Below are 18,443 nucleotides of genomic sequence, written 5' to 3'. Positions count from 1 at the left end.
TAACTTCTAAAGGCGGTTGAAATAAATAAATGTTTACTCAAAAGAAATCACTCCAACATAAAATTGATCAATTAGAAAATCGTATACAAGAACTAGAAGCAGAATTAAAACAAAAGGATATCGAACAACAAGAGACTATTTCTTCTATCCACACTCGTGTACAAAGCGTTATTCAAGAACATAAACTTGTAAATAACCAGCACAATACACTTCAAACATTAGTTCAACAATTAAACTCATGTTTCGAAAATGTTTCAACGCGTACAACACATTCCAATGAATTGAATAACGAAATGTTACAAAAAGAACAAAGCTTAATTCAATCTATTGAAGAAATTATTGACTGTTCTAATGAAGGTAAAGAATCTGTTCATCGTTTACTTATCGTAATTAATAAATTAGGTGAACAATCTCAGCGTACGTCTAATAGTATGAATCACTTGAGTGAACGCTCAAAAGAAATCGAGCAAATTGTAGAAGTTATTCAAAATATTGCAGCACAAACAAATTTACTTGCTTTAAATGCAAGTATTGAAGCTGCGCGTGCTGGAGAACACGGTAAAGGATTCGCTGTCGTTGCCAATGAAGTAAGAAAACTAGCTGAAAGTACAGCCGAAAGTACAAAAAATATCGGTAACTTAACGAAAAAAATCCAAGAAGAAATTGAAAAAGCATACGATAATACAAAAGATAATTTGCATTTAGTCGATGAAGGTGTAGAAATGAGTGCTGATACAAACGCTAGAATTGAAAATATTTTAATAATGATTCAAACGTTACAAAATGGTGCTACAAATGTTATTAAAGCAATTGAAAACCAAAAGTCTTGCAATGATGATATATTACGAGAATTCGCTAATACACAACAAATGTTCCAAAAGTTAAATACTACTATTATGGACCATATTCATGATGCTGAGAAAGTCGATGTTCAATTAACGAAAAGTCTTGAAGAAACAGAAGTTTCTCATTAATAATAAAAATCCCTTATACTGTTATAAGGGATTTTTATTATATTTCGAATATTTATTTCTTCTCAATATTGATCCGTATCTTTGTTATAATGGACAAGTTGTTTCTTTCAACTATTAAACAAGGAGGTTATTATGGAACAATTTTACTACATTTTAAAATATTTAATTCTTGGTCTATTCCAAGGACTAACAGAACCGATTCCGATTTCTTCAAGCGGTCACCTCGTTTTAGCACAACATTTGCTAGGACTAAAAATAGAAGGGTTTAGCTTTGAACTACTTGTTAATTCAGCTTCATTATTAGCTGTATTACTTATTTATAGAAATGATTTAATTCGTCTAACGAAGAATGGTCTATCTTATATCTTTACAAGAGCAGAGGACGCAAAATCAGATTTCTTCTTTATTATTTACCTTGTTATTGCAACCATTCCAGCAGGTGTTATTGGTGTTTTATTTAAAGATTATATCGACCAGTACTTAAAAGGTGTGAAAATGGTTGGGATTTCCCTTCTTATTACCGCTGTCGGCCTTTGGATTATTAGAAACTTGCGTGGACGTAAAAATGATGGTGATCTTTCTATGAAAGATGCAATTATCGTCGGATTAGCACAAGCTTGCGCACTAATTCCTGGAATAAGCCGCTCAGGTGCAACAATCGTAGCAGCGATGTTACTTGGTATGAAGCAAGAAACAGCTCTTCGTTTCTCATTCTTACTATATATCCCCGTTAGCTTAGGTGGTTTATTACTAAGTATTACAGACATTGCAAAAGATCCAAACCTAGATACATTATTCGTACCATATGTCGTTGCATTTATCGCAACATTTATCATGACGTATGTTTCGTTAAAATGGTTTATGAACATTATGGCAAAAGGAAATTTAAAATATTTCTCTTTCTATTGTATTATCGTAGGTGTACTTACTCTTATTTTCTTATAAAGTGAAACTTACAAAGCGAAAAGTGAGTCATTCTATTAAACTAGGAAGACTTGCTTTTTTTATACCTTTATAATGATAAAGCCCCTCTTACTTTTTTATACAGTAAGAGGGGCTCTTTTATGCGTATACTTTCTTTTCTTGACAATACAAACGAATAACATGTTTATTTTGTTGAAATACATCATGCGTTAGGCGGATAATAATAAAATTTCGTTTCGTTTGATCATCATGAACAAAAATCTGTTCTCCCTCCTGAAAACGCCATGCACTTTCAAAAGTTGTAATATGATCTCCACTTACAGAAAAAAGCTCATATCGCATATCTTGTACCCTCTCTCAACTTATAATAATCATAATATCCTTATATTAAATTTAGTATAACTTAATTCCTTTGAATTTTGTAATTTTTTCTATTTCGAAATATTTTAATTTTGTTTTAAGTTTTTTTTAGCGTTATAATGATAAACGAATTCTCATTGAAAGGAGCCTCATTTTGACAGCATATTTATTTCCAGTAAAAACAGCATTTCTTTTATTTCCTATTTTAGCAATGTTTCTCTTAATACCTTTTTTAATATTTAATTATCGAAAGTATGGTTATTTAAATAAATGGCGTTCATTTATTTTGTACTCATTATTACTTTACTTATTAAATGCCTATTTTCTTGTGATTTTGCCGTTACCACAAACATATGATACTTGTAGCCTACAACCGGCTAATACGCAGCACATGCAACTCTCGCCATTTTATTTCATACAAGAGATTAGTAATCATACCTCGGCAATTTTAACGAAGCCAGCTACCTACTTCTATCTATTAAAGGAATCTGCGTTTTTACAAGTCGCTTTTAACGTTCTACTAACCGTTCCATTTGGTATATACTTGCGTTATTATTTCCGACGTAGCTTCTTACAAACAGTGTGCATTTCTTTTTGCCTTTCACTGTTCTTTGAATTAACACAAGTAACTGGATTATATGGTATTTATAATTGTGCCTATCGCTTATTTGATATTGACGATTTATTTTTAAACACACTAGGCGGCGTAATTGGTTTTATTATTGCACCAATATTTACGTACTTCCTTCCGAAAGCAAACGAATTAGATAGTCATATTGATTTGGAAACGAAACCAGTCGGATTCGTTCGTCGCTTTATCGCGATGCAAATTGATTGGATTTTCTTATCCATCATTGTACCTGTCATTAAAAACAAAGGAAATTCTTTCTTTGTTTCTAATATTCAATCTTACACGAACATATACGAACTCATTTTCATAACGTGTTCGATCTTTATTTACTTTATTATCATTCCATACTTTACGAATGGAAAGACAATTGGTAAAGCATTACTTCGTATTTACGTGAAAGGAAAATCAGATCGTATTACGTTGAAGGAACTATTCATCCGTTACGGTATATTCTATTTCATTTTAGGCGGAATCAATTATATTCTTTCGAGTAGCTCTATCCTAAATCATACAGAACCTTTAATATTACTAGTTACATTACTATTCCTATTCATCATTAACGGTCTATTTATTATTCACGTTTTATTACATGTATTTAGCCGTGATAAGTTACTATTTTATGAGCGCATTAGTCAAACAAGAAATGCGATCATCCTAAAAAAAGCTGACAAGTAATACTTTGTCAGCTTTTTTTCATAATCGTAAATAATTTTTCTGTGTAAGGGTTTGAAAACATTTCTGCTTCATCTAATAATTTCCTCACTTTTAGAAACGAATGCAATTCTGGATATATATTTTGTAATCTTTCGTACGTTAACGTATGCATTTTCCCCCAATGCGGGCGTCCCTCATACTTTAGAAAAATTTTCTCCACCTCACCAAAATAAGCAGCATACTTCATACCTTTATACATATGAACGGCTATATACGCAGAATCTCTCCCATACGCTGGACTCAGCCATATGTCATCCCTTTTCACATAACGACATTCAATTGGGAAGTGCACTTTATACTTTTTCTTTTCAATAAGGTTTGAAATTTCTTCTACAACGGGCTGCATATACTTTGAAGGAACACTATACTCCATTTCATAAAATGGAACCGCACGCGATGTAGCAAATACTTCATAACTCGGACCAATTATCTTTGTATTCGGTACAGCTTTAGCTGATAATCGACTTACTCCTTTACTTATAGAAGGAAACCATTTACATCCTTTAGATAACAAAGAGAACATCTTATTTTCAAGTAACTCTACCTTTAGTTTATGCCATTTCAAATCACTTTTTTTACCCGTTGTTTCATTTGTAAATTTCACTTGTACTTCATCAGAATAAGGAAAAACAAAAAACTCAAAATGGCGATTCTTCTTATATTCTTCTAGCTTGTTCATTACAGTAGATAATGACCGTTTTTCACTTTTATAAACAAGTGAATAGGCTGGAATAACCTTCAATTTTATTTTTACAATGATACCTAACATTCCAAGTGATAACTGAAAGGCTCTCCAATATTCCACATTCTCAGTTTCCGAACAAACTATACTCTCACCTGTAGATAAAACTGCCGTAATCTCTATAACTTGTGTTGATAAACTTCCAAAGGTAATACCCGTCCCATGAGTCCCTGTACTAATCGCTCCTGCAATAGATTGTGAATCAATATCCCCTAAATTTTCTTGTGCATAACCTTTTTCTTCAAGTAACTTCCCTAGTTCATGTAGCTTTGTTCCTGCCCATACTTCGGCAATCATATTCTCCGCATCAATATTCACAATGCCCTTCAATTCATCTAAAGAAACTAAAATTTCTTCCGTTTGCACAAGAGGTGTAAACGAGTGTCCTGAACCGACAACACGAATTTTCTTCTCTTTCTTTCGCGCAAGCTCTATAACTTCTACTACATCTTGTATACTTTCTGGATACATCGTATAATGCGGTGTTCCTTGTACATTCCCTGTCCAATTTCTCCATTTTTGTCCTTTTATAGAAAGCATTGACCATCCCCCCGATATGTTGAATACTCCCCAACAATCTCTCCATCTTTCACACGATATAAAATAGGAAAACGCTCACATAACTCTCCAGCTTTACTATGGCGAAACAAGATAGAATCTCCTATCTCGACTCGTTCCTCACCGTTATAAAAAATCGGTGTTTGTACCTCACCAGCACCTTCTAAAGCTAATAGTTTCGCACCACCCGGCCTCCAAATCTCAGGTTCTTTATCTTTTCCAATTGCGCCTGAAGCAATATATCCACCACCTAGACAAGTGTAAATAGATGGGGCTGGTTTACGCACAACTGGTAAAGCAAATCCGACAGCTGGATGAAATTGCACCTCTTTATAATAATCAAACAGCTTCGGGGCATAAAAAGCAGAACCTATTGTAATCTCTGAAACTGAATGATCTTTCTCAGTTGTTTTTATACTTCCTGTGCCTCCCCCATTTACAAACCTTAATTCAATACCTAGATTTTGTATTTCTTTTACGATATGTCCTCTTCTTTCTTTAACTTCTAACACTGATTTCTTCTTTAAATGTGAAATCACTTTACTTTTCACTCGTTGATTCGGTATGTGATCTCCTACCCCAGCAATTTGGGCTTCATATCCCATTACACCATCTAGTATTAAAAATGGTGACTCTTTCAACCTTTTTACTATTTCCAAAGCACTTTGCACATCTTTTACCGGTGATCTTTTGACCCCAAAATGAAACTTAAAAAAACGACTACTCATATCAATATCTAAGCAAACACGAAAACATCCTTTAGACTTCTCAGCAATTTTTTCTAAATAAACAATATGATCTTCACAATCCACCATACAAGTTATAATGAGCCCTTGCTTTGTTAGCAAACTTATTTCATGTAACGCTCTTTCATCATAAGCAGGATATCCGAGCAATAAATCATTGAATCCTTGTTCAATTAAAAACAAAGCTTCCCTAGGTGAAAAACACATGATACCTTGAAATCGATCATTTGCAGATAAAATCTTTTTCATAACCGGAACAGAACGTAACGATTTACTCGCTATACGAATCTTCTTATTCCCGCTTAATTCTATAATCGATTGAATATTTCTATCTAAAGCCACTTCATCCAAAAATGCACACGGTAATGGAAGTTCTTTAAAAATTCCTCGATCCACATTTTTTCTCTCCTCTTTTCAATATGTCTTATACATATTGGAAAGAAAGTTGAAATTTCCTCTACAAAATAAAAAAGTTTCTTCCTATTAAGAAGAAACTTTTTAGGACTACTTCATAGAAATAGTTGCCTCTACTGGATAATGATCTGAATAATCATCATACGTATATTTTTTGAGCCATGATGTAACAGTCCACTGTGGAGATTTCGGTTGTAATACTTTATTCTCTATAAATGACGGATTCGCATGGTCCTTACTTGCAATAATATAATCTAAATACTCGGCAGGGCTATCAGGGAAATTATATTTCGCAATACTGTTTGTCGTTGCATCCCAAGTTGCTGTATGTCCCGTATAAGATGGAATTGACGCATGTAATGTTTTAAACATGGATGCGTACTCTGAGTCACTGTTGTTCTCAGCGTTTATTTTATTCACGTTCATATCACCACCAAATAGGACATACTCGTCATTTGGTATATTTTTATTTTTAATAAAATCTTGAATTTCTTTTAACTGGTTTGTACGTACAGATGCAGGTGAAGTTTTTCCGCACATACTATCTTCAGCCTGCAAATGCGTCCCAATTACATGAACAAAACGATCATTTTTCTTAATTTTCGTGTATACAAATCCTTTATTCGATAAATTATCTGGCCCGCATCCTTTCGCAAATACATATTGAATCTTTTCAACGATCGGCCATTTACTCACGATTGCAACGCCTCCATCTTCAGGAGTTGAAGATGAATAGTTCCCTAACGTTTTATCCCATTCACTTCCACTACTACGACCTAATACCGCTGTTTGATTTGGATATTCTTTCTTCAAATTTCCTAACAAACGATCTGATGCGCTATTATCAAATACTTCATTTAATATAACAACGTCTTGATTCTTAATATAATTTGCTGCCCCAATTAAATCAGCACGCTCACTTTGTCCCCAGTTCGGATATAAGTTAGTTGATAACATGTACACATTATGCGTCATCACTTTCAAAGTGTTGTTTTGATCTGTAGACGTGTCTGCTTGAGCTGAAGATCCTCCATATAAAACTCCTAAACCAATCCCAAAACTAAGTACACCTTTTAGCAATTTACCTTTCACGTTCCATACCTCCATGTGTATAGTAATAAAAGGTCAAATACTCTATTGTGAGATTTGACCTTTTTTAAATACTTAACGATCTCCGTACGTATCAAACCAAAGCTGAATGTATCCAGCAGTTACACGTTGTGCATCCATTAATCGCTTACCTGTCATTGGTGTAACTTCAGCGCGCCATTTATCTGCATATTCTTGTGATACAGCCGCTTTTACGAACCAATCTTTCGTATTATCATTTACAATTCCAGAGTAATCTTGTTTCGCTGCTACTGCCGCCCCATGAATCCACTCTTCTGGATTTGTACCTTTCCAGTTCCAATATCCATTTCCATCCGTTACTTTATAATTATCTTTTATCGTATCTACAAAGTTTTCATATTTAGAATGGAATCCTTGTGGATACGAAAGATTTGTAAAGTTTGCTGCATGCATCGGTTGGTTTACATCTCCTAAATAATGAAGAGATAATCCTAAATAGAAGAAGGCTTGTTTCATATCTTTATTTTTGTATGATTCACCAGCTAATTTAAAATATTTAGCCCCAGTTTCTTTTGCCTGCTTTGCAAATGGAATATATGTTTTTCCATTGTCTGGATCATAGAAATGTGAAGCAAATGTGCTATTATCATAATAAGGATTTTCATAGTCAGCAGCATAAATACCGTTCTCTAACTCCGTACGCCATTCATTTAATTGTGCAACTCGATCTTGTTTTACAAGTGTTGTATTGCGAGACATAATATCAATGGCACGGTTTACAATCCATAAATGAGAGTTTACACCTTCTTTATGTTTATCTTCAGCAGACCAGCGGTGAACTATTTTTATTTTACTTCCCCCATCATTTTCATGAGCAAATGCAACGCTTTGTAAAGGAGCTACTAATGTAATAGCTGCTGCTAAAGCAAGTACTTTCTTTTTCATCTGAAATCCTCCATTTTATAATCGAATTATTGTAAACTTTTTGTTAGGATCCTATGATGCTGTCCGGTTAACCTATGACTAGAATATCCCACCTTTCATAAAATTTCTATCAATAAATTAAAATATGCAAATGTTCATATCATTATAACTTTATACATAGTGAATATAATGAATGAATACACTTTCATTTTAATAAACTATTATTAAGGCTTGTCTAAACTAATGTAAAAAAAGAGTAAAGCATCCACATGCTTTACTCTTTTTTTCTATTCGATAATATACTCGGCAGTTGTACATTAACTGCCAACTTATGAATAAATCCAAACACCAATCCTATCCCAATAAATATATATAATATTGTAAATATCTTTCCGAAATCAGTTTGCGGACTAAAATTCGCATCACCGACAGTCGTCAACGTGACCACACTAAAATATAAAGCGTCAAGAGGACGTAATCCTTCAACTGTACTATAAAAAATCGTACCGGATGTTAATGTTAAAAATGTTAATACGAATAATACTTGAAATTCTTTATCTTTCCACGCTCGTAAACAAGCTTTTAGCATCCGTTTCAATGTCAACATAAATGAAAGCATTCGACTTCCCCTTCCAAACAAAATACCTTTAGTTACAGGAAAGTCTATCACCTTTCTGTATAGAAAAAAAGTAGCCCTCTTCTATTTCTAGAAAAGAACTACTTTTTACTATTCTCTATTATTTAGGTGAAACAAGAATTTTCACTTGTGTTTTATCCTTTACAAGTGCTTCAAATCCTTCTTCAACAACTTGATCCACTGTGATTTTTTTCGTAATTAATTTCTCTGCTTGAATTTGGCCAGAGCTAATTAATTTAATAACAGCTGGGAAGATATGACGGTATCCAAGAATACCGATAACTTCTTTTTCTTTTAGTACAAGGTTGTTTGGTGTAATTGTTGCGTCTTTTTCCCATACACTCACAATTACAGTTTGTCCTTCAAAGCTTGTACTTTCAATCGCTTGACGAAGTACTACTTCAACACCTGTTACTTCAAAGCTTACATTTACACCTAAACCATTTGTTAAGTTACGAATTTCTGCTAGTACATCTTGAGTAGCTGGATTTAATACGTAATCCGCACCTGCTAATTTTGCTAACTCTTGACGTTCTTTAGAAAGTTCTACTGCAATAACAGGAGTTGCTCCTGCTGCTTTAGCTGCTTGAATGACAAGAAGTCCAATTGGACCACAACCAAATACTGCTACAGCTTCCCCTTCTTTTAATTTACTTTGACGTACTGCATGAACAGCTACTGCTGCTGGTTCTACAAGAGCACCTTGTTCATACGTCATTTCATCTGGAATATGGTGAACCATATCTTCTGGTACTACTGTATATTCAGAGAAACCGCCGCCTTCTCCGCCAAGACCGTGGAAAACAAGTTGTTCACAAACATTGTAATGTCCATGTTTACAAGCTTCACATTTACCACAAGAATAAATTGGTTCTACAACGACGCGGTCTCCCACTTTATGAGATGTAACGCCTTCACCGATTTCAACTACCTCACCGCTAAACTCATGACCTAAAATAACAGGTGCTTTTACATGTGTTAATGGATGTTCTTCTGTCGGAATAAAAATAGGTCCTGCTAAATATTCATGCAAGTCTGTCCCGCAGATACCACACCATTTCACTTTAATCTTAACTGCTCCTGGTTTTACAGTTGGTTCTGGTACTTCTTCTACTCGTACATCACGTTGATTATGCCAAAGTAATGCTTTCATTTTATACATCCCTCTCTACGTATATACTTAACCTGGTGAAGTTTACAAATCTATTATAATACTTCTATCCATATATTTCAAAAAAACAATCTCATTCCCACTAAATTTTAACAAATAACGTTCAATATTTTGTCACTTTGTACTTTTTTCCACATCTGTTAATTCAATTTCATTGCGGTTGAAATTAGCATTATGCCATAATAGCATAGGAGAGGTGAATATCGCTTGAAATATTTTATTTACTTTATTGTTATCGTAGCGTTTCTAGATACATTTTCACAATTACCTATTATGAGTACGTTCGCTCAAAGTCTTGGAGGATCCCCTCTTATTATTGGGCTAGTTGTCGGCATGTACTCATTCGCTAATATGATCGGTAATATTATTGCTGGCGCTGCTGTCGATAAATTTGGTGCAAAAAAAATACTTTATATAAGCATGGGACTTACGAGTTTCATAGTCTTGTTATACACCGTTGTTCAAAGTGGTGAACAACTATTAGTTGTGCGCTTTATGCATGGCTTTAGTGACGGGTTTTTAATTCCTGCTGCCTTTACGTTTTTATCAAAACAAACAAATGCAGCAAGACAAGGTAAGGCAATGGCTCTATCTGGTGCTGCTGTTGGGACAGCGGCAATCGTAGGACCTGCTTTCAGTGGTATTATGAAAGCTACTGCTGGTATAGAGTGGGTGTTCATTACCATTTCTATTTTAATGGTCCTTGGTACAATCGTATCTCTATTCTTCTTACCAAATAACGTATCAAGAAAAGATACTTCCAGAACACAAATGATGAACAAAGAAGATATGATTGAACTATTGAAATCAGAACCGTTATTACAAGCATATATTGGCGCGTTCACGCTAATGTTTTCACAAGGAATTGTCACGTATATGCTACCAGTGAAAGTTGAGGCATTAGCACTTAAAGCATCTACAACAGGTATGATGTTAAGTGTATTCGGCATTACCGCTATCCTCTTCTTCTTACTGCCAACAAATCGTATTTACGATCGATTTAATCGTTCAAAACTCATGCTAATTGGGATTGCAGTAATGGCATCCGCGTTATCTTTACTTGGATTATTCGCAACAAAAGGTATGCTCTTTATCGTTATGATGATTTATGGCATTGGATTCGCTATCCTTTTCCCATCAATAAATGCGTTACTTGTTGAAAATACGACAGATGATAAGCGCGGAAAAGCATTCGGATTGTTTTATGCTTTCTTCTCATTAGGAGTTGTTGCTGGCTCCTTTACAGTCGGAGCAATTGGAGCATCACCTAGCGCTAGCTTCGTTATCGGAAGTGCATTCTTAGTAACATTTGCTGGAATGATTTATGTCCGAAGCAAAGTAAAAGGCAAGGGCAAAGTAAAAAAGACAATGATAGGATAATTCCATCATTGTCTTTTTTTCGCCTAATATATTACTTTTGTGTATAATCAAGTAATACTGTAAACAAACTTATGTATGAAATCAATACTACCTTCTTCCTAAAAAAAAAGAAACTGAATAAATACCGACGATACTTCGACAATTTCCTCGGAAATATTTCCTTTCCCCACATAATTTGATACAATACACATGAATCAACTGTTGTATTACATGAGCTAAAATAATAACTTACTGTACAAATTTAAAAAGCACACTCTTCCTACGAAGAATGTGCTTTTCGTTTATTAACGTTTAATCCAAACTGCGCCCGCTGACTTATCATCTGCTTGTCCAACAACCTGGAATTTAAGTCCAAGGTTTGGAACTTTTCTACCTGCGTCTGCAATTTGTTTGTTACTATATACTTTTGAATCATCAAAAGTTGTAACACCTTGTAATCCAGAATAGTTAAACTGTCCACGTGTTAATGAATTTACACTCCATGCTGGTGTTTGATCAAATGAAAATGCAGCATCTGCAATTTGCATACCTGTATTGCCGTACGCTGGTTTCCCATTTAAATTACCAACAAGTGCTTCTGGATGCGAGTCTACAACACCAAGGAATCCTTCACCTGGATGTACCCCAACCCAGTTATCTTTAAAGCTATCATCTGCATACCAAACGACAAGACCTGTATTATACACTGGACCTTTTCCTGCTTTTAATCCATTATCTGACCCCGCATAGTTTCTCCACTCTAAGTAGTAATAATGAGCTTTCTTCTCTGTTCCATCAGAAACAACAAAACCATTTACATTCATTTTAGACTGTCCTTCTGCATCATCAGAAAATACAATTTGTCCATCAACAGTTACATTTACATTATCCATCGCGAAACCTTTATATGTTACAGCTGGATCTGTAATATAATCGAATTGCAGTTTCACTTTCTTCCCTTTAAATTGACTTAAATCATATGATTTATCAATCCATTTTCCATCTGTTGTATCTTTATCTCCTTGGACTACTTTTTCTCCAAGTCTATCAATTAATGTTTTCGTTCCATCTTCTGTTACTGCATGTACTTCAACGAAATCGCACTCTGCTTCTAACTCATAATTTGCTTTATAATCGAACTTTGCATTTGTTCCTTTTATTAAATCAAAGAACGGTGTTTCTAATGTTGTATGCATATCATCGCCTCTTGTACTATAATATGCATGCTTTCCAAACTCCGGTTTAATTGTTTCAACACTTTTACCTGGTAAGTTAACACGTACAACACCTGGACGATTAGATTTCGTAACACTTTGATCAATATATGTAGGAATGCCTACACCACGCTTAATTTTATCGTAATCTACTTCTAAAATTTTTGCCCAGTTGCCGCCCATATTTTTTTGCAAGAAGTCTTTATTTTGTGGCGAAAAACTAGTTGGCTCTGTTCCTGCAATTTTCCCTGTCCAACTACCTCCGCTCATTAATGACCAAGCTTCGACAGGTGAACCAGTTCCAGTATATTTCGTGTCATATTCATCCGGTAAGCCAAGGTCATGTCCAAATTCATGCGCAAATACACCTACTGCTCCATCTTCTGGTTCAATTGTGTAATCATGCGCTGCTACTTTTCCACCAAAGTAATCTACATTTGATTTTGTACCTTCAATCGTTACCGGATCTACCGCTAATTTTGAACGGTGTGACCAGATTGCATCATCACCTAATTTACCGCCACCTGCCTCTTGACCAACACCAGCATGGATTACCATTAAATGATCAATTACACCGTCAGGTTCATTTTGATTCCCGTCACCATTTGTATCATATCTATCAAATTGGTCAAACTGAGATAAATCTAATCCTTTCTCAGCAGCTGCATGTAAAGCTTCTTTCACTAAATCACGTGCACCTTTTGGACCTTTGTTATCATGACCACTACTACCATCAGCACCGTAGTCAGATGCTTTTCCTGGAACAGTTAGCCATTCTGTTACATATCCATCAGTCGTATAACTACCGCCAGACTGCTCTTCGTAATATTGTTTAAATGTTTTTACTTTCGAACCATCAAATAATGTATAAGGCTCATTACCAAACAACATCTTTTGATAATGCTCTCTACTAAAGTCATTCGAATACATATACCCTGGTGTTTGATCGATATTATTATGTTTATAATCACTAAATTCAACGAGTAATACTAATACTTTATCAGTTCGAACAGATCCCTTATACGGCGCTTGCTTTGCTTTAGAAGTTGGGACTTGTCCATTCAATTGCTTTTTATTTGGTTCTGGCTTTTGCTCAGGACTAACATTTTTTTCAGGTTTCTTTACCTTTTCTTCCATTTTTTTCTCTTTTACTTTTTTCACAAAATCAGATGCCTCTTTAGCAGTATCCGCTGGAAGAATTTCTTTATTTGCCTGATCGCCTTGTTTCTTTTCAATATACTTTTCTACAGCTTTTTTCGTTTCTTCTTTAGATGATGCTGGATTAATTGTTCCTCTTTCTTTCAACGCTTCCGCTAAACGATCTTCTTGAATTAAATTGTAATCAATTGGTGTTGTAGATACATTTTCTTTCTCTTTTTCTGACGTTTCTGCGTATGCTAATGGAGCACTCATTACAGATGTGCATCCGATAATTGCCGCAATTGCTAATGACGATAACACTTTAAATGGCGCTTTTCTTCTCATTCCATTTCTCTCCTTTTATAAAACTTAAAATTCAGATAAATAAGTGCATTTAAATCAAAAGCTCTACTTTCTGCCCTCCCTATATAAAAAGGCATAATTCTATAAACATTAAAACTTTCTGTTATAGAATCATGCCCTCCAGTTTTCTGGTCAGACCCTCTATCTTTTTATCCCGCTTTAACGGGCAGTAAGACTCCCACCTCAAAATTCGGTGAATGCGAGAAAGTTAGGTGGAAGATAACTGCCCGTAAAAGTCCGATTGGTGAAGGCTAATAATTAGTGGGGGGATGAACAAAACCCCCCACTAATTAAAGTTTCACTTTATATCAAAATATGAAAAATAAAGAGTGATTTGTATATATTAAATAGTTTATATAACAAATTTAAAAGACAATATGCAAAATTGCATGAAAATTCTTTTAAATAAAAAGAATCCTAGTCAATTAAACTAGGATTCTTGATTTTCTATTATTTCTCTTGTGTTTTTTCCCAATCAGCTAAGAATTTCTCAATTCCTTGATCTGTTAATGGGTGCTTCACTAATGAAGCAATTACGTTTGCTGGGATTGTTGCGATATGTGAACCGTTTAATGCAGCTTCTGTTACGTGAACGCTGTGACGTACAGATGCTGCAATGATTTCTGTTTCAATGCCGTGAATTGCAAAGATTTCTGCGATTTGTCGAATTAAGTCCATACCGTTATGACCGATATCGTCTAAACGACCTAAGAATGGTGAAACGTATGTTGCACCAGCACGAGCTGCAAGTAATGCTTGAACTGCTGAGAATACTAATGTAACGTTTGTACGAATTCCTAAGTCAGAGAATGCTTTTACTGCTTTTAAACCTTCTGTTGTCATTGGAACTTTTACAACAACGTTTGGAGCAATTTTTGCTAACTCTTTTCCTTCTTCGATCATTTTGTCAGCTTCTAAGCTAATTACTTCTGCACTTACAGGTCCTTCTACAACGTTGCAAATTTCACGAATACGCTCGTGGAAATCTACGCCTTCTTTTGCTACAAGTGATGGATTTGTCGTTACTCCAGCTAATACTCCTAATGCATTTGCCTCTTTAATTTCGTTAATGTTTGCTGTATCAATAAAGAATTTCATTTGTTATTCTTCCTTCCTAATTTTCATTTTATATTTATTTGTTTTTCTTAATAAGCTCTAATTCAATCGGAATAGATTTGTCCACTTTTTTACCTTGTGTTATCTCTTTTGCTGTTTGCATCGCCTTCTCCCCGATTAATTCCGGTTTTTGAGCAACTGTTGCAGCCATACGCCCATCTTTAACCGCTTTTACAGCATCTTCCGTTGCATCAAACCCAACAACGACTACATCCGTTTTTCCAGCAGACTTCAATGCTTCAAGTGCGCCTAATGCCATCTCGTCGTTATGCGCAAACACGGCTTTAATATCACCATTTGCTTGTAAAATGTTTTCCATAACAGATAATCCTTTTGCTCTGTCAAAATCAGCTGCTTGTTTGGCAACTACTTTTAAAGATTTATCCGCTACGTTATGGAATCCTTTCCCGCGCTCACGAGCAGCAGAAGAGCCAGGGAGTCCTTCTAATTCAGCAACATTTGCTCCCTCGCCGACTAATTCACGAATGTAATCACTAGCCATCTGACCACCTTCAATGTTATTAGAGGCAATGTGAGAAACAACTTTACCTGAATTTGCAACGCGGTCTACTGTAATAACAGGGACATTCGCTGCATTTGCCGCACTTACTGCTGAGGCAACAGCATCTGAATCGGTTGGATTAATAACAACTACATCGACACCTTTTTGGATTAAATCTTCAACATCATTTGTTTGCTTTGCTGCATCATTTTGCGCATCAACAGCAATCAATTCAATGCCGCTTTCTTTGGCCTTCTTTTCTGCCCCTTTTTTCAAAGTCACAAAAAATGGATTGTTTAAAGTTGAAACAGAGAATCCAACTTTAATAGTTTTATTTCGACCTTTATCGCCAGAATCCTTTGCCCATTCTGGTGGTTCCATTGAACAACCAGCAGTAATGACCATAATACATGCAACGAGTATAAGTAACCATTTCTTCATGAACTGTCCCTCCATTACGCTTCTTTTCGACGATCAATTAATACAGCTAGTAAGATTACAAGTCCTTTTACAACTTGTTGGAAGAAAGAAGATACGCCTAATAAATTTAAACCGTTATTTAGTACACCGATAATAAGTACACCGATGAATGTACCAACAATCCATCCTCTTCCCCCAGAAAGACTTGTTCCACCTAATACAACTGCTGCAATTGCATCTAGTTCGTAAGAAGTACCTGCAGTTGGTTGTGCAGAATCTAGTCGTGATGTTAAGACAATACCTGCAAGCGCTGCCAAAATTCCGGAAAGACCGTAAATCATTACTTTAATTCTCGTAACATTAATACCTGATAGTGCTGCTGCTTCTTCATTTCCACCAATTGCAAATGTACGACGACCAAATGTCGTTTTCTTCAAAATGAAGTACAGTACTGCGAAAGCGATCATCATTGTAACAGCTGGTACCGGAATACCGAGAAAATAACCGCGGCCAAACATTTGGAACATTAAATGATCACCAAGACCAGTGATCGGACGTCCGTCCATATAAACAAGCGTCAACCCACGAAAAATAGTCATTGTTGCTAAAGTTGCAATAAATGGAGCTACTTTTCCCTTCGCTATGATGATACCGTTTACAATTCCCATTACAAGACCAGCTAATAATCCAACTGCCATTGCAAGGAACGGGTCCATGCCACTTGCCATCATTCCAGCAACAAGTGCACTTGATAATGCTAAAATAGAACCTACCGATAAGTCAATACCCCCTGTTAAAATTACAAAGGTCATTCCGAATGCAATAAGCGCATTAATCGATACTTGACGCAGTATATTAAATAAATTTGGAATTTCAATGAATGCTGGATTTAAAGCTGTAATTACGACGATAATTAATACTAAACCAATTAAAGAACCAAGTTGTTGTAATACATTCCCCTTCTTAGCCATCCTTACTCTCCCCCTGTAGCTAGTGCCATAATAGACTCTTGTGACGCCTCATCTTTCCCTAAAATACCGCCCACTTTGCCTTCATGAATGACAAGAACTCGATCACTCATTCCTAAAACTTCTGGAAGCTCAGATGATACCATAATCACGGCATCTCCTTGCTCGGTAAGCTTATTCATAATAGAGTAAATTTCTTTTTTCGCTCCCACATCGACACCCCTTGTTGGCTCATCTAAAATGAGTAACTGCGGGTGGATACCTAACCATTTTGCAATAACAACCTTTTGCTGATTCCCACCAGAAAGAGATTTCACCGCTTGCTCTCCACTAGCTGCTTTCACATTAAGTAGCTTCATCATATCCCCTGTAAACTGTTGTTCTAGTTCGTTACTTAAGACACTTCCCTTTGATAGACTTTCTAAATTCGGTAAAGCTAAATTTTCTCGAATTGAGAAATCTAACACTAATCCTTCAGATTTTCTATCCTCTGTAATGAAAGCTATTCTTTGTCTAATTGCATCTATCGGACTATCAATCTTTACTTCTTGTCCATTTATGAAAATTTGGCCAGAATCTAAAGGTTCGTATCCAAATATCGCTTTCATAATGTCTGTACGGCCAGCTCCCATCAAGCCAGCAACACCGAGGATTTCACCTTTTCTCACTTGAAACGATACATTTTCAAACTTCCCTTTTTTCGTTCCATTACGCATTTCAAAAATAACATCGCCAATTTGACTATTTCGTTCTGGGTAACGTTCACCAATGCTACGCCCCACCATCATACTCACTACTTCATCAAACGATGTTTCCGGAATCAATCTCTTTCCGACGTATTCTCCATCACGTAAAATCGTAATCGCATCACATATTGAAAAAATTTCTTCCATTCGGTGTGAGATATAAACGAACGAAACGCCTTCTTTACGTAATTGATTAATAACAGTAAACAACGTTTCAATTTCACGATCTGTTAATGCAGCTGTAGGTTCATCCATAATAATAACGCTAGCATCTGTCATTAACGCTTTCGCAATTTCGATAATTTGCTGCTGTCCAACCGATAACTCTCCTGCCAACATAGCACCTTTTACATGTAGCCCTAACTTCGCCAGTTGCTGCTGCGCAATCGCATTCATTTGACGCGTACGCAAAATACCTGTCTTCCCATACATCAACTCTTTACCGAGAAACATATTTTCAGCTACTGTTAAATTCGATAATATGTTCAATTCTTGATGTATAAATGCAATGCCGTACTCTTCAGCTTCTTTCGCATTTTTAAAAGTTCGTTCTTGTCCATCGATCGTGATCGTTCCACCATCTCTTTTATATACACCTGTTAAAATCTTCATGAGCGTTGATTTCCCCGCTCCATTTTCCCCCATCAATGCATGGACTTCCCCTGTTTCAATCATAAACTGTGCACTCTTCAAAACAGGATTTCCATTGAACGCCTTTGAAATATTTTTCATTTCAATACGCATTCTCA

The 18,443-nt window shown here is 35.5% G+C and carries 16 protein-coding genes; 4 read left to right on the top strand and 12 right to left on the bottom strand.

All coding sequences use genetic code 11. The features are described 5' to 3' along the window. The first annotated feature begins 29 nt into the window (after positions 1-29). Both VF726_RS26065 and VF726_RS26060 read left to right on the top strand, forming a co-directional pair. A complete protein-coding gene (locus tag VF726_RS26065) occupies positions 30-974 on the top strand; it encodes a methyl-accepting chemotaxis protein (RefSeq protein ID WP_440173042.1) in 945 nt (314 codons plus the stop codon). 132 nt (positions 975-1,106) lie between these two features. Beyond that, positions 1,107-1,919 carry an undecaprenyl-diphosphate phosphatase gene (locus VF726_RS26060; protein ID WP_440173040.1) on the top strand — a complete coding sequence of 271 codons (813 nt, stop codon included), beginning with the start codon at positions 1,107-1,109 and terminating at the stop codon, positions 1,917-1,919. A 117-nt stretch (positions 1,920-2,036) separates the two neighbouring features. On the opposite strand, the gene VF726_RS26055 is transcribed toward VF726_RS26060, so the two are convergent. After that, on the bottom strand, positions 2,037-2,240 hold the full coding sequence (locus VF726_RS26055; protein ID WP_001268332.1) for a hypothetical protein: 204 nt from the start codon (positions 2,238-2,240) through the stop codon (positions 2,037-2,039). A 172-nt stretch (positions 2,241-2,412) separates the two neighbouring features. Here VF726_RS26055 and VF726_RS26050 point away from each other — a divergent pair, with 172 nt between their 5' ends. Beyond that, positions 2,413-3,564 (top strand): VanZ family protein, encoded by a 1,152-nt coding sequence (locus VF726_RS26050; RefSeq protein ID WP_440173038.1) that lies wholly within the window; start codon positions 2,413-2,415, stop codon positions 3,562-3,564. A gap of 7 nt (positions 3,565-3,571) precedes the next feature. Here VF726_RS26050 and VF726_RS26045 read toward each other — a convergent pair whose 3' ends face one another. The 6 genes from VF726_RS26045 to bdhA form a co-directional block, all read right to left on the bottom strand. Beyond that, positions 3,572-4,885 (bottom strand): D-arabinono-1,4-lactone oxidase, encoded by a 1,314-nt coding sequence (locus VF726_RS26045; RefSeq protein WP_440173036.1) that lies wholly within the window; start codon positions 4,883-4,885, stop codon positions 3,572-3,574. Then, positions 4,873-6,045 (bottom strand): amino acid deaminase/aldolase, encoded by a 1,173-nt coding sequence (locus VF726_RS26040; protein ID WP_440173034.1) that lies wholly within the window; start codon positions 6,043-6,045, stop codon positions 4,873-4,875. The genes VF726_RS26045 and VF726_RS26040 overlap by 13 nt, the downstream gene beginning before the upstream one ends. A 108-nt stretch (positions 6,046-6,153) precedes the next feature. Then, positions 6,154-7,170 carry a sphingomyelinase C gene (gene sph / locus VF726_RS26035; RefSeq protein ID WP_440173033.1) on the bottom strand — a complete coding sequence of 339 codons (1,017 nt, stop codon included), beginning with the start codon at positions 7,168-7,170 and terminating at the stop codon, positions 6,154-6,156. Between the two features lie 57 nt (positions 7,171-7,227). Next, complete coding sequence (gene cerA, locus VF726_RS26030) at positions 7,228-8,079, bottom strand: phospholipase CerA (RefSeq protein ID WP_000731009.1); 852 nt, start codon at positions 8,077-8,079, stop codon at positions 7,228-7,230. Positions 8,080-8,332: 253 nt separating this feature from the next. Further along, positions 8,333-8,677: a potassium channel family protein gene (locus tag VF726_RS26025; RefSeq protein ID WP_000948234.1), complete on the bottom strand. Its 345-nt coding sequence runs from the start codon at positions 8,675-8,677 to the stop codon at positions 8,333-8,335. 118 nt (positions 8,678-8,795) lie between these two features. Then, on the bottom strand, positions 8,796-9,848 hold the full coding sequence (gene bdhA / locus VF726_RS26020; RefSeq protein ID WP_033691573.1) for a (R,R)-butanediol dehydrogenase: 1,053 nt from the start codon (positions 9,846-9,848) through the stop codon (positions 8,796-8,798). A 225-nt stretch (positions 9,849-10,073) separates the two neighbouring features. Between bdhA and VF726_RS26015 the strand changes: the two genes are divergently transcribed. Then, positions 10,074-11,246, top strand: a complete 1,173-nt coding sequence (locus VF726_RS26015) for an MFS transporter (protein WP_440173029.1) — start codon at positions 10,074-10,076, stop codon at positions 11,244-11,246. A 284-nt stretch (positions 11,247-11,530) separates the two neighbouring features. Here VF726_RS26015 and inhA2 read toward each other — a convergent pair whose 3' ends face one another. From inhA2 to rbsA, 5 genes are all read right to left on the bottom strand, one after another. Beyond that, positions 11,531-13,924, bottom strand: coding sequence for a M6 family metalloprotease immune inhibitor InhA2 (gene inhA2, locus VF726_RS26010; protein ID WP_440173027.1), 2,394 nt, complete (start codon positions 13,922-13,924; stop codon positions 11,531-11,533). A 468-nt stretch (positions 13,925-14,392) separates the two neighbouring features. Next, entirely contained in the window at positions 14,393-15,040 is a 648-nt protein-coding gene (gene fsa, locus VF726_RS26005; protein ID WP_000667662.1) for a fructose-6-phosphate aldolase, read from the bottom strand. A 34-nt stretch (positions 15,041-15,074) separates the two neighbouring features. Continuing rightward, positions 15,075-16,001, bottom strand: coding sequence for a ribose ABC transporter substrate-binding protein RbsB (rbsB, locus tag VF726_RS26000; protein ID WP_440173025.1), 927 nt, complete (start codon positions 15,999-16,001; stop codon positions 15,075-15,077). Between the two features lie 14 nt (positions 16,002-16,015). Next, positions 16,016-16,951, bottom strand: coding sequence for an ABC transporter permease subunit (locus VF726_RS25995; protein WP_001074641.1), 936 nt, complete (start codon positions 16,949-16,951; stop codon positions 16,016-16,018). Between the two features lie 2 nt (positions 16,952-16,953). After that, positions 16,954-18,438, bottom strand: coding sequence for a ribose ABC transporter ATP-binding protein RbsA (gene rbsA, locus VF726_RS25990; RefSeq protein WP_440173024.1), 1,485 nt, complete (start codon positions 18,436-18,438; stop codon positions 16,954-16,956). Positions 18,439-18,443: the final 5 nt, after the last annotated feature.

Origin of the sequence: Bacillus sp. Brlt_9, from assembly GCF_051948935.1 — a bacterium.
Lineage (GTDB): Bacteria > Bacillota > Bacilli > Bacillales > Bacillaceae_G > Bacillus_A.
This window is presented reverse-complemented; position numbering and strand designations above follow the sequence as displayed.